Consider the following 12,350-nt stretch of genomic DNA (forward strand, 5'->3'; position numbering starts at 1 on the left):
GATTTCCCGCCTTTCGGTCGCCGCGCGCGCCTTGTAAAGTCGCGCCATGACGCTGCCCGCCACGCTCACCTTTTCTGACGACCAAGCCGAGGCTTGGGATGCCGTTGCCTCTGCCCTAGAGGCCGCGGGCGTTGATATCTTGGACGGCAGCTTGATGCCCGAAGGGGGCGAAACCCGCGTTATGGCGGTGATCGGCAAGGCGGGCTCTGGCAAGACGCTGTTGTTGGCCCAGCTTTTCAAGGCCTTGGCCGAGGCCGGGGTCGATATCGTTTCGGGCGATTATGAGGGCAAGCGCCGCAAGGATCGGCGCACTTTGGCCATTTTGGCCCCCACCAATAAGGCGGCATCGGTGCTGCGCGCACGCGGGGTGCCCGCCACCACGATCCACCGCATTCTTTATACCCCGGTCTATCACCCCGAATACGAGGCGATTGCAGACTGGCTGGCGGGGCAGGGAGATCGCCCCGATCTGGAGCAGCTGAAGATCGACGGGCTGTCGGAGTTGGCGCTTGATCGCGCCAAGGCGTTTTACGACACCAATGCCTCGATCCCCGGGGCCTTGGCGGCGGCGGGGCTGCGGGGCTCGGATTTCATTTCCGGCTGGAAGCGGCGCGAAGACCCGCTGGATATCGGTTTTGTCGACGAAGCTTCCATGCTGGATGAGCGCCAGTTCGACGATCTGAAAGAAATTTTTCCCACGCTGGTTTTGTTTGGCGATCCAGCGCAGCTCGCGCCCGTCAATCAATCGGGGCATATGTCGTTTGAGCGCCTGCCGCAAAAAGAGGTGCATGCGCTGCACCGCATCCACCGCCAAGCCGATGACAACCCGATCTTGGATTTGGCCCATGCTTTGGCCGATGACAGCCTCGATTTCTACGCTTTTGAACGCAAGCTGGCCGAAGCTGCGAAATCGGACCCGCGCGTGGTTTGGGCCGAACGGGTGGAAAGCGATCTGATGGCGCGCTCGCCGGTGTTGGTGTGGCGCAATGCAACCCGCATCCGGCTGATTCAGGCGTTTCGCGGCGCGCATTCCGCGCCCGCAGACGCGCTGTTGCCCGGCGAGCCATTGATTTGCGACGGGATCGAATTGCCGCTGAAGCATCGCAAGAAGCGCATCGACCTTGAGGCGCGCGGGCTGATTAAGGGCGCGCAGGTGATCTATCTTGGTCCCGGCAAGAAACCCGGCTTTTCACGTCTGCATGTGATCGGGGCGGAAGATCCGCGTCTGTCGGCGGCGTCGATTGTGAAGATCGAAATGCCCGATGAAGAAGAGCCCTTTATCCCCTTTGCCGCGCGGATGGGGGCAACCTTTCTGCATGGGGCGGCGGTCACGATCCACAAGGCGCAGGGTAGCCAATGGCGCGATGTGCAGGTCTTTGCGCCCGATATTTATGCCGCTTTCCGCGCGGGCCGGTCCGAAGCGGGCATCCCGCTTTGGAAACGGCTGGCCTATGTGGCGATCACCCGCGCCGAACAGCGGCTTTTGTGGGTGACCAAGGCGCGGCTTGCCCGTCCTTCGGCACCATTGGGGATCGACGATCTGCCCGCCGGTGCGGCCGCGCTGAAGCTGGAAGCCCAGTCCGACTAGGTCTTTTCCTTTCCGCCTGTGCCGCCTAATCTGGCCCAAACAAGGAGGCATCCGATGCGTTGCGTTTTCGTCCAGTTCCGTTGCCAGCCCGGCCAGACCTACAAGGTGGCCGATGCGATTTATGAGCGCGAGGTGGTGAGCGAGCTTTATTCCACCTCGGGCGATTATGATCTGATCGCCAAGGTCTATATCCCCGAAGACGTGGATGTGGGCCATTACCTGTCGGAAAAGCTCTTCGATATTCCGGGCATCAGCCGCACGCTGACGACGATGACCTTTAAAGCGTTTTAACGCTTCAGCATCCGGAACGCGGCAGAGGCGGCCCAGCCTGCAAAGACCGCAAGCGCCAAAGACATCAGCCCGTAAAGCGCGGGCCGGTCTTGCGACATCATATAGGTAAAGCGCTCCAGCCCGACGCGGCGCACGCGGATGGGGCGCTCTGCCCGGTCGATCAGATTGCCGTCACGCAGCAAAAAGATGCGCGCGGTATAATCGCCCTCGATCAGGTTGGCGGGCAGCTCGAAATCGGCCCGAAACAGGGTGTCTTGCACCAGTTTCACCGGGTTGCGGGTGAGTTGATAGACCCCCGCCTTTTCCCGAATACGCATCAGCGCCTCGGCATAGGGGCGGGTGTCGCTTTCCCCCAAGGGTCCGGCAAAGGCCCGCATCGCCAGCGGCAGCGAGATGTTTTCCAGCGCATCCAGCGCGGGCGGCAAGATCCGTTCCAGCGGTGCCGAACTGGCCACCGCATAATAGCTTGGTGCCTCTGGCACCACCACCTTGCCGGTGTTGACCCAAATGCCGAATTCGCGCGATTTGCGCCGCACGGTGACTCGCTGCATCGGCCCTTCCAGCGTGACAATCACCCCAAGCCGCCCCGGCGGTTCGGGCGCATCGCGTTTCACCGCGCCATAAAGCAGCACGGTCGAGCCATCGAACGACGCCGTGATGCCAATATCTTCTTCGCTTAGCCCGGCCACGACCTTTTCGGCCTGCGCGGGCAGGGCCAGCATCAGCCAGATCAGCATCACCCGGATCATCTGGGCACCCCCGTGGTGAGGGAGTAAAGCTCGCCCGGCATCAACAGCAGATCGAGGCCCAGTTTCACCGCCACGGCCAGAACCAGAAGCGCCAGCAGGATGCGCAATTGCTCGGCCTTCAGCTTCGCCCCCAGTTGCGAGCCGATCTGCGCGCCCACGACCCCGCCGACAATCAGCAGCAGCGCCAGCATCACATCCACCGACTGGTTGGTAATCGCATGCATCAAGGTGGTAAAGGCGGAAACGAACAGGATCTGAAACAGCGAGGTGCCGATCACCACCTTGGTCGGCATGCCCAGCAAATAGATCATCGCGGGCACCATGATGAAGCCGCCGCCGACCCCCATGATGGCTGCCAGAACGCCGACCGCCATCCCCACCAGAACCGGCGGAATGACCGAGATATAAAGCCCCGATGCGCGGAATTTCACCTTGAAGGGCAGGCGGTGAATCCAGTTATGGCTGCGCGCCTTGGTGCGCGGCGCATCGGCGCGGCGCGTGCGGCGCAGCGCGCGGATCGATTCTTGCAACATCAGCGCGCCGATCGACCCAAGGAAGACGACATAGGACAATTGCACCGCAAGGTCGATTTGGCCCAGCCGCGTCAGCAGGTTGAAGAGGTAAATCCCCATGCCGGACCCGGTCAGGCCGCCGATCATCAGCACCAGCCCCATCGGCACATCGACGGCCTTGCGCTTGAATTGCGCCAAAACCCCGCTGACCGAGGAGGCCACAACCTGATTGGCCCCGGTTGCCACGGCCACGGCGGGCGGAATGCCGATAAAGAACAAAAGCGGCGTGATCAGAAATCCGCCGCCCACGCCAAAAAGACCCGACAAAAGGCCCACGAGCCCGCCTAGGCCCAGCAAAAGGAAGATGTTCACCGATATCTCGGCGATGGGGAGGTAGATCTGCATGGCGACGTGTCGGCTTTGCTATTGCAGCATGACGTGCATGGCGCAGGGTAGCAAGACCCGCTTTCGCCCCGGTTAACCGGTTTTCAGCATCCGGCGCAGGATCTGCTCGAATTTCGCCGCGCCTTTGGGGGCCATGGCCTTGGTCTGTTCATGGCTGATTTGTTCATCGGCCATGCCCGCGCCCATATTCGTGATGATCGAAACCGCCGCGACCCGCAGCCCCAAAAAGCGCGCAAGAATGATTTCCGGCACTGTCGACATGCCCACCGCATCGGCGCCAAGGATTTTGGCGGCGCGAATTTCGGCTGGGGTTTCGAACGAGGGCCCCGAAAACCAGCAATAAACCCCTTCGGGCAGGTCAATCCCCTCGGCCTTCGCGGCCGCTTTTAACTGTGCCCGTAGGCCAGCGTCATGCGCATCGGTCATCGGCACAAAACGGGCATCGGTCGGCTCGCCGATCAGCGGGTTGATACCGGCAAAGTTGATATGGTCATTGAGCAGCATCAGCCCGCCGGGCGGGATGTCGGCGCGCAGGCTTCCGGCGGCATTCGTCAGCAAAAGCTGGGTGCAGCCCAGATCGCGCAAAACTTCAAGCGCGCACCGCATTTCGGCGGGGTTGCCATGCTCATAGTAATGCCCGCGCCCGCCGAATACCGCGACCCGCACACCCTCTAGATCGCCAATCGCCAGTGTTGGATTGTGGCCCGACACCCCCGCCTGCGGAAACCCCGGCAGATCGGTATAGGGGATCGCCACGCCCTCCACCGTTTCAGCAATATGGCCCAGTCCCGAGCCAAGGATCAGCCCCAGTTTTGGGGGCGCATCGCCCGCGCGGGCGCGGATCAATTGGGCAAGTTCAGCGCTCTTTGACATAGGGCTGGCCTCCGGCACGGGGGGGGATGGCGCGGCCGACGAACCCGGCCAGCACGATCACGGTGAGGATATAAGGCAGCGCATCCAGCGCAGGCACCGGAATCTTCATATGCAAAGTGCCCTCGATCACATCGGGGCGCAGGGCGATGGCTTGCAAAAAGCCAAACAGCATCGTGGCCCCCAGCGCATACCAAGGCCGCCATTTGGCAAAGATCAGCGCGGCCAGCGCGATATAGCCGCGCCCGGCGGTCATTTCGCGCCCAAATCCCGCTTGCAGCGCTGTGGCCATATAGGCCCCGGCAATCCCGCACAGCACCCCGGTCAGCACCAGCGCGGTATAGCGCAGCCGAATGACCGAAACGCCCGCAGTATCGACCGATTCCGGGTTTTCACCCACCGCGCGCAGCCGCAGCCCGAAACGGGTGCGGAACAAAAGCCACCACGTCAGCGGCACCGCTGCCAGCGCAAGATAAACCAGCAGCGAATGCCCCGAGATCACCTTGGCATAAAACGGCCCCAGCCATGGCACGGAGGACAGCGCCTCGACCCCCGGCAGGGCGATGCCGTGAAACCGCGCGTCGCCCGACAGCGGCGGCGTGCGCCCGCCTTGGTGAAACAGCGTTTGCGCGATCAGCACGGTTGCGCCCGACGCCACGAAATTGAGCGCGACGCCAGAGATCAACTGATTGCCGCGAAAGGTGATAGAGGCGAGCCCATGGATCATCGCAAAGATCAGCGACGCCACGATCCCCGCCCCAAGGCCCAGCCAAGCCGAGCCCGTCAGCGCCGCCACCGCGCCAGAGGCCATGGCGGCCATCAGCATCTTGCCTTCAAGTCCGATGTCGAAAATGCCCGCCCGTTCGGAATAAAGCCCGGCCAAACAGGCCAGAAGCAACGGCGTGCCCAGACGCAGGGTCGATCCCAGAACCTCGATCAGTGTTGCGTAATCCATCACGCGGCCCTCCGGGCAAGGCGGAAGAATGGCAAAAGCATCATCCGCACCATCGTATCCAGCGCGCCGGTGAACAGGATCACCAGCCCCTGTAACAAAAGCCGCAGCTCAATGGGAATGGTGGTCCAAAGCCCCATTTCGGCCCCGCCCTGATACAGAAACCCGAACAAAAGCGCGGCCAGAAAGACACCAAAGGGATGGTTGCGTCCCATCAACGCAACGGCAATGCCAATGAAACCTGCCCCTTCGGAAGAGTTCTGCACCAGCCGCTCGGATTCCCCCATCACGTTGTTGATCGCCATAAGCCCGGCCAAACCGCCCGAAATCAGCATCGACAGCATGATCACCCGCACCGGCGAAATTCCGGCATAGACCGCGGCACTTTCAGATTTACCAAAAGCGCGGATTTCATAACCAAGCTTGGTGCGCCACAAGAGTGCCCAAACCGCGAAACAGGCTGCCACCGCCACAAAGAAGCTGACATTGGCGGGCACCTTGTTTGAAAAGATCAGATCAAACCCCGGAATTTGTCCGAAGTTGGGCAGCTTCGCGCCCTCGGGGAAGCGGGCCGAGGCCGGGTCCATCTGGCCCACCGGGCGCAACACTTCGACCAGCATGTAAACGATCAGCGCCGCGCCGATATAGTTGAACATGATCGTGGTGATCACGATATGGCTGCCGCGTTTTGCTTGTAACCATGCGGGAATGGCGGCCCAAGCCGCGCCGAAGAGCGCTGCCCCCACGCTGGCCGCCAACAGGGCCATGCTCCAATGCGGCCATGGTAGCGCAAGGCAAACAAGCGCTACGCCCAAGCCCCCAAGCTGCGCCTGCCCCTCGCCGCCGATGTTGAACTGCCCGGCATGATAAGCAACCGTCACCGCAAGCCCGGTGAAGATGAAAGAGGTGGTGTAGTAAAGCGTGTAGCCCCAGCCATAGGGCGAGCCAAGCGCCCCATCGACCATGACCGTCACCGCCTCGATCGGGTCACCGCCAATCGCCAAGATCACGATGGCCGAGATCGCCGCCGCCAGCACCAAAGAGATGAGGGGCACCAGAACAAGGTCCGCCCAAGTGGGGAGTTTTGTCATTCTGCCGCCCCTTCGCCCTGCGCAACGCCCGCCATCAACAGGCCCAGTTCGCGCTCATTCGTCTCGGCAGGCAGCCGCTCGCCCATGATCTGGCCGTCGAACATCACCGCGATCCGGTCAGAAAGCGACATGATTTCGTCGAGCTCGACCGATACGAGCAGCACCGCCGCCCCTGCATCGCGCAATTCCACAATCCGGCGGTGGATGAACTCAATCGCGCCAATATCCACACCGCGCGTGGGCTGGCCCACCAGCAACAGCGCCGGGTTGCGCTCGATCTCGCGTGCTAAAACGATCTTTTGCTGGTTGCCGCCCGAAAAGCTTTTCGCGGGCAGTTGCGGGTTCGGCGGGCGCACGTCGAACCGCTCCATTTTGCCTTCGGTGTCGCGGATGATCGCGCCATTATCCATGAACAGCGCGCTGGCCTGATAGTCCGGCGCGGAGTGATAGCCAAAAGCCATGTTTTCCCAAGCAGTGAAATCAAGGATCAGGCCAAGGTGATGGCGGTCTTCGGGCACATGGGAAATGCCCGCCGCGCGCCGCGTTTGCCCGGTTGCGCCGCGCCCAGACAGCGCGAGTGGCTGCCCTTGCAGCGACAACTGCCCCGAGATTTTGCCCGCGCCAAAACCGCCCAGCACCTTGAGCAATTCCGATTGCCCATTGCCCGCCACCCCGGCGATCCCCAAAATCTCGCCCGCGCGGATCGACAGGTTTACGCCCTTCAGCCGGGCCACGCCCTCGTCATCGGTGACGCGCAGGTTTTCCAGCCGCAGCACTTCGGCGCCGGGATTGGCCGGGCCCTTGGGCACATGCATCAGCACCTTGCGCCCCACCATCAATTCGGCCAGCGCCTCGGGCGAGCTGTCGGCGGTTTGCACCGTCGCCACCATCTCGCCGCGCCGCATCACCGAAACGGTATCGGTGATCTCCATGATTTCACGCAGCTTGTGGGTGATCAAAATGATCGTCTTGCCTTGATCTTTCAGCCCCCGCAGGATGCGAAACAGGTGATCGGCCTCATCGGGCGTCAGCACGCCCGTGGGTTCATCCAAAATCAAAATATCGGCGTGGCGGTAGAGCGCCTTGAGGATTTCAACCCGCTGTTGGTGGCCCACCGAAAGCTCTTCGATGACGGCTTCGGGATCAACATCGAGTTCATATTCTTCGGCCAGATGGGCGAGCGTTTTGCGCGCTTTGGCTAGCGAGGGGCGCAACAGCGCACCATCTTCCGCGCCCAGAATGACATTTTCGAGCACGGTGAAATTCTGCACCAGCTTGAAATGCTGGAACACCATCCCAATACCCGCGCGGATCGCGGCTTGGCTGTCAGGAATGGTGGTCGGGCGGCCATGGATCAAAATTTCGCCCGCATCGGCGCGGTAAAAGCCGTAAAGGATCGACATCAGCGTCGATTTGCCCGCGCCGTTTTCGCCGATGATGCCGTGAATCGTGCCCGGCATCACGCGAATGGAGATATCCTTGTTCGCCTGAACCGGCCCGAAAGCCTTGGAAATGCCGCGCAATTCGATGGCGGGCGCAGCGGCCCCGGCGTTCATCGGGGCGGCAGTTGCCTGCCGCCCCGCATCCGTTGTCATGGTCATCATTCCACCGGGCAGGTGTTGTCCGTCATGTAGTCATGCACGACGATCTCGCCCGCAACGATTTTCGCAGCGGCTTCATCGACGGCGGCCTTCATCTCGTCGGTAACCAGATCGGCGTTATATTCATCAAGCGCATAGCCCACGCCATTATCGGCCAGGCCCGAGACGATCACCCCGGTTTCCAGATCGGTCCCTTCCATGAACGCCTCATAGACCGACAGATCGACGCGCTTGACCATTGAGGTTAGCATATTGCCCGGATGCATATAGTTTTGGTTGCTGTCGACGCCGATACCCAAAATGTCTTCATCGGCAACGGTTTGCAGGATACCAAGCCCGGTCGAACCTGCGGCCGAAAAGACCACATCGGCGCCTTGCGCAATTTGCGCCTTGGTCAGTTCCGACCCTTTGACCGGGTCGTTCCAGGCCGCGGGCGTGGTGCCGGTCATGTTATAGACCACTTTCACATCGGGGTTCGCCGCTTTCGCGCCTTGTGCGTAGCCGCATTCAAACTTGCGGATCAGCGGAATATCCATGCCGCCGACAAAACCGACGACGCCGGTTTTCGACGCCATCGCCGCCATCATGCCGACAAGGTAAGAGCCTTGCTCTTCTTGGAACACGACCGAGCGGACATTGGGCTGATCCACCACCATGTCGATGATGGCGAATTTCGTGTCGGGGTAATCGGGGGCCACGGTGTTGAGCACATCGCCAAAGGCAAAGCCCGTCATCACGATCGGGTTCGCGCCCGCTTCGGCAAAGCGGCGCAGCGCTTGTTCACGCTGGGCTTCGGATTGCATTTCCAGCTCTTTGTAGCTGCCGCCGGTTTCCGCGGCCCAGCGTTCGGCGCCGTTAAAAGCCGCTTCGTTGAAGGATTTGTCGAATTTGCCGCCAAGGTCGAAGATCAGCGCGGGATCTGCTGCAGCGGCCCCGGCACACAGCGCCAGCGCGGCGGTGGCGCCAAGAAGGTATTTCGTCATGCTCATGGATCACTCCCGGTCATTGTTGCGCGTTCCCCGACGGAACGCTATTGGCGGGGCGCGCCCGCGGACCTCGGGGATTAGGGCGCTGAAACCGGGGGCGGTCAAGCGGGTTTTTGGCTATCGTCGCGTCTTGGTGGGGCAATCGCGGCGCGGCTGCCTAAAGCGTTTGCACAAGCACCAGCGCATCTTCCGCCGTGCCATCGGGGGCGTGGTAATAGCCTTTGCGGCGCCCGGCCTTTGTCCAGCCGGTGCGGGCATAAAGCACTTGCGCCGCGTTGTTATTGGCCGCCACTTCTAAAAAGGCTGTGGTGGCGCCGCGCGCACGGGCCGTGGTCAAAAAATCGCTCACAAGCTTGGCGCCGATGCCCTGACGCCGGGACTGCGGATCAACCGCTAAAGTCAGCAGTTCGGCTTCATCCGCGATCACCCGCCCCAACAAGAAACCCTGTGCCGCACACAGCAAAAAACAATGCCGGGAGCGGATGAGATCAGCGAATTCCGCCGCCGACCATGGGCGCGGCGTGGTGAAACATGCGGCATGAAGCCGTTCAAGCGCGGAGGGGTCCATCAATCCAGCAATACGGGCGGTGGGTCAGAGGGGGGCGCGGCATCGGCGCCGCGCAAATAAAGCGGCGCGGGTTTGGGCTGTGGACTGCCCAAACGGCTGGCGGCCACCCGTGCCATGGCCACGGGCAAGGCAAAGGCCGCTTGATCCGGCCCCAAGATCGGTGTGCCTGCCAGTTCGGCTTGCAAAATCTCTGCCGGGGCCAGACGAGGCGCATCGGCACCGGCTTGCGTAAACCGCTGGGCATAGGCTTCGCCGCGCCGAGCATCCAACAGCACTGCGACGGGGCGCGCGGCGCCCTCGGCCACCGCCTCGAAGGTGGACACGCCAATGGCCGGAATGCCAAGGCTCAGGGCCAGTCCTCGCGCGGCAGAAACCGAAATCCGAACCCCGGTGAAATTGCCCGGCCCGACGCCCACGCCAAGGCCGGCAAGGTCGTGCCAGCCATAGCCCGCCTCGGCCAGCAGCTCCTCCAAAAGCGGCATCAACCGTTCGGCTTGGCCCTTGGCCATCTCTTCCACCCGATGCGCCAGCACCGTCTCGCCTTGCAGCAAAGCGGCCGCGCAATGCGCGGCCGATGTGTCAAAGGCCAGGATCAAGGCGTCATTGCGCAACGGCGCGCACCTCGGTCACCTCGGGGATGTAATGGCGCAGCAAGTTCTCGATCCCCATTTTCAGGGTATAGGTCGACGAGGGGCAGCCCGCGCAAGCCCCCTGCATATGCAGGTAAACAACGCCTTTTTCAAAGCCGTGAAAGGTGATGTCGCCACCATCTTGCGCCACGGCGGGGCGCACACGGCTGTCGAGCAATTCCTTGATCTGGGCGATGATCGCGCCATCCTCACCATCATCGGCACTGCCTTCGGTGTGGCCGCCGCTGGCGGCCCCCATCAACACCGGCTGGCCAGATTGGTAATGTTCCATGATCGCGCCCAAGATCGCCGGGCGGGCATGGGCCCAATCGGTTTCTTCGTCCTTCGTCACGGTGACGAAATCGGCCCCCAAAAACACACCTTTCACGCCCGCGACGCGGAAAATGCGCCCCGCAAGCGGCGAGACCTGTGCGGCTTCTTCTGTGGTGAAATCGGCGCTGCCCTCGGGCAAGACTTCAAGGCCCGGCAAGAATTTCAGCGTGGCGGGGTTCGGGGTGGTCTCGGTCTGGATGAACATGGCATGCCTCCTTGGCTTGCGGCAGATATGCGCCTTCCGACCAAATTCGTCAAGTTTTGGGCGGTGAAAGATACGTGCCGCAGCGCTCAGGTGATTGATTCGAGCCGTTCTTTCGACATATCGCCCGGCACGATGGTCACCGGGATCGGCAGGCTGCCGGAATTGCGGCTCATCTGGGTGACAAGCGGGCCGGGGCCGGCCTTTTCGGTGCCCGCGCCCAGCACAAGCACGCCGATTTGCGGATCTTCATGCACCTGCGCCAAGATTTCGGCCACCGGATCGCCTTCGCGGATCACCAGCTCCGGGTTCACGCCCTGCTTGTCGCGCATCCATTTCGCGAACACTTCGAAATGGGCCTCGATCGCTTCGCGGGCCTCGGCCCGCATGATATCGGCGACCCCGATCCAATGCTGGAATTCTTCGGGCGGGATCACCGACAAGATCGTGACCCCGCCATGGGTTCGGGACGCCCGCATCGCCGCATAGCGCATGGCGTTCAGGCATTCACGGGTCTGGTCGAGCACGACGAGAAACTTGCGCATACGCACCTCCGACATTGGCGGCATGTTCACCTCCCTGTCGCGTTTTGGCAACTGCGGCGTTCGCGCGCCCGGTGGCCGGGTGGCTTAAAGCGGCTGAGAGGCCGCCCAATCCCAGTAAAGCGACCGGATGCGCTGCGTCACCGGGTTGTCGCCATAGCGCACATCGTCAAAGGCCGTGACCGGCGTGACCTTGGCAAAGTTGCCTGACAAGAACACCTCGTCGGCGGCGCGCACATCCTCGATGCGCAGCACGCATTCGCGCACCTCGATCCCGGCGGCGCGCATATTAGAAATATGCCGCGCCCGGGTGATGCCCGATAAGAAGGTCCCATTGGCAATAGGCGTCATCGCAACGCCATCGCGGATGATGAAAACATTGGCAGTGGCGGTTTCGGCGACATTGCCCATCGCATCGCAGACCAGCGCATTGCCAAAGCCCTTACGCTGCGCCTCGACCAGCATCCGCGCGTTGTTGGGATAAAGGCAGCCCGCTTTCGCATTGCACACATTGTCGGCCAGCACGGGGCGGCGGAATTGCGTGGTGGTCAGCGTGGTGGCTTTATCGGCGGGCGGCATCGCCACCTCTTCAAGGCACAGCGCGAAACGGGTGGAATTGGCCATCGGCGCCACGCCCAGTTCAGAGCCCGCAACCGCCCAATACATCGGGCGGATGTAAACGGCGGCGTCGCGCCCATAGGCGCGCAACCCCTCGCGCGCGATTTCAACCATTTCGGTGGCCTCCACCGTGGGGGTGATCATCAGCGCCTCGGCCGAGCGATTCACCCGCGCGCAATGGGCCTCCAGATCGGGCACCAGCCCGTCAAACAGCCGCGCCCCGTCGAAGACCGAGGAGCCTTGCCAAAGCCCATGGTCGGCGGCGCGCATAACGGGAATGTCGCCCTCGTGCCAGCTGCCTTCGAAAAAGGTGCGGATGTTGGTGCCGAATGCCATGAGCCTCTCCTTTGCGTCGCGCGCGGATGCTAAGCACCACGCGCCGAAAAGGTCCAGAGGGGCGATTGTATCGGTGC

14 protein-coding genes are annotated in these 12,350 nt (G+C 62.2%); 2 read left to right on the forward strand and 12 right to left on the reverse strand.

Annotation, left to right across the window (positions count from 1 at the left end):
• Positions 1 to 46 precede the first annotated feature (46 nt).
• Entirely contained in the window at positions 47 to 1,588 is a 1,542-nt protein-coding gene (locus CKO11_RS08840; RefSeq protein WP_223636673.1) for an ATP-dependent RecD-like DNA helicase, read from the forward strand.
• A 54-nt stretch (positions 1,589 to 1,642) separates the two neighbouring features.
• The gene (locus tag CKO11_RS08845) at positions 1,643 to 1,879 is read left to right on the forward strand and encodes an Lrp/AsnC ligand binding domain-containing protein (protein WP_223636676.1); all 237 of its coding nucleotides are present in this window, start codon (positions 1,643 to 1,645) and stop codon (positions 1,877 to 1,879) included.
• Here the strand turns inward: CKO11_RS08845 and CKO11_RS08850 are convergent.
• The 12 genes from CKO11_RS08850 to CKO11_RS08905 all read right to left on the reverse strand — a co-directional run bounded on the left by CKO11_RS08850 (position 1,876) and on the right by CKO11_RS08905 (position 12,273).
• A complete protein-coding gene (locus CKO11_RS08850; protein WP_223636679.1) occupies positions 1,876 to 2,628 on the reverse strand; it encodes a TIGR02186 family protein in 753 nt (250 codons plus the stop codon). The two genes, CKO11_RS08845 and CKO11_RS08850, sit on opposite strands and share 4 nt — an antisense overlap.
• Entirely contained in the window at positions 2,625 to 3,545 is a 921-nt protein-coding gene (locus CKO11_RS08855; protein WP_223636682.1) for a sulfite exporter TauE/SafE family protein, read from the reverse strand. The genes CKO11_RS08850 and CKO11_RS08855 overlap by 4 nt, the downstream gene beginning before the upstream one ends.
• A 72-nt stretch (positions 3,546 to 3,617) precedes the next feature.
• The gene (locus CKO11_RS08860; protein WP_223636700.1) at positions 3,618 to 4,418 is read right to left on the reverse strand and encodes a purine-nucleoside phosphorylase; all 801 of its coding nucleotides are present in this window, start codon (positions 4,416 to 4,418) and stop codon (positions 3,618 to 3,620) included.
• A complete protein-coding gene (locus CKO11_RS08865; protein ID WP_223636703.1) occupies positions 4,402 to 5,370 on the reverse strand; it encodes an ABC transporter permease in 969 nt (322 codons plus the stop codon). The genes CKO11_RS08860 and CKO11_RS08865 overlap by 17 nt, the downstream gene beginning before the upstream one ends.
• Complete coding sequence (locus tag CKO11_RS08870) at positions 5,370 to 6,458, reverse strand: ABC transporter permease (RefSeq protein WP_223636706.1); 1,089 nt, start codon at positions 6,456 to 6,458, stop codon at positions 5,370 to 5,372. Before CKO11_RS08870 ends, CKO11_RS08865 begins: the two co-directional genes overlap by 1 nt.
• A complete protein-coding gene (locus CKO11_RS08875; RefSeq protein WP_411742003.1) occupies positions 6,455 to 8,059 on the reverse strand; it encodes an ABC transporter ATP-binding protein in 1,605 nt (534 codons plus the stop codon). Before CKO11_RS08875 ends, CKO11_RS08870 begins: the two co-directional genes overlap by 4 nt.
• Positions 8,059 to 9,048, reverse strand: coding sequence for a BMP family protein (locus CKO11_RS08880; protein WP_223636709.1), 990 nt, complete (start codon positions 9,046 to 9,048; stop codon positions 8,059 to 8,061). Before CKO11_RS08880 ends, CKO11_RS08875 begins: the two co-directional genes overlap by 1 nt.
• Positions 9,049 to 9,202: 154 nt before the next feature.
• Positions 9,203 to 9,613, reverse strand: a complete 411-nt coding sequence (rimI, locus tag CKO11_RS08885; RefSeq protein ID WP_223636740.1) for a ribosomal protein S18-alanine N-acetyltransferase — start codon at positions 9,611 to 9,613, stop codon at positions 9,203 to 9,205.
• Positions 9,613 to 10,224 (reverse strand): tRNA (adenosine(37)-N6)-threonylcarbamoyltransferase complex dimerization subunit type 1 TsaB, encoded by a 612-nt coding sequence (gene tsaB, locus CKO11_RS08890; protein WP_223636743.1) that lies wholly within the window; start codon positions 10,222 to 10,224, stop codon positions 9,613 to 9,615. The genes rimI and tsaB overlap by 1 nt, the downstream gene beginning before the upstream one ends.
• Positions 10,214 to 10,780, reverse strand: a complete 567-nt coding sequence (locus CKO11_RS08895) for a NifU family protein (RefSeq protein ID WP_223636746.1) — start codon at positions 10,778 to 10,780, stop codon at positions 10,214 to 10,216. The genes tsaB and CKO11_RS08895 overlap by 11 nt, the downstream gene beginning before the upstream one ends.
• Before the next feature lie 86 nt (positions 10,781 to 10,866).
• Positions 10,867 to 11,322 carry a universal stress protein gene (locus CKO11_RS08900; RefSeq protein ID WP_223636749.1) on the reverse strand — a complete coding sequence of 152 codons (456 nt, stop codon included), beginning with the start codon at positions 11,320 to 11,322 and terminating at the stop codon, positions 10,867 to 10,869.
• An 84-nt stretch (positions 11,323 to 11,406) separates the two neighbouring features.
• Positions 11,407 to 12,273: a branched-chain amino acid aminotransferase gene (locus tag CKO11_RS08905; RefSeq protein ID WP_223636752.1), complete on the reverse strand. Its 867-nt coding sequence runs from the start codon at positions 12,271 to 12,273 to the stop codon at positions 11,407 to 11,409.
• Positions 12,274 to 12,350: the final 77 nt, after the last annotated feature.

This window comes from Rhodobacter sp. TJ_12 (genome assembly GCF_020023995.1).
GTDB lineage: Bacteria > Pseudomonadota > Alphaproteobacteria > Rhodobacterales > Rhodobacteraceae > Rhodobacter.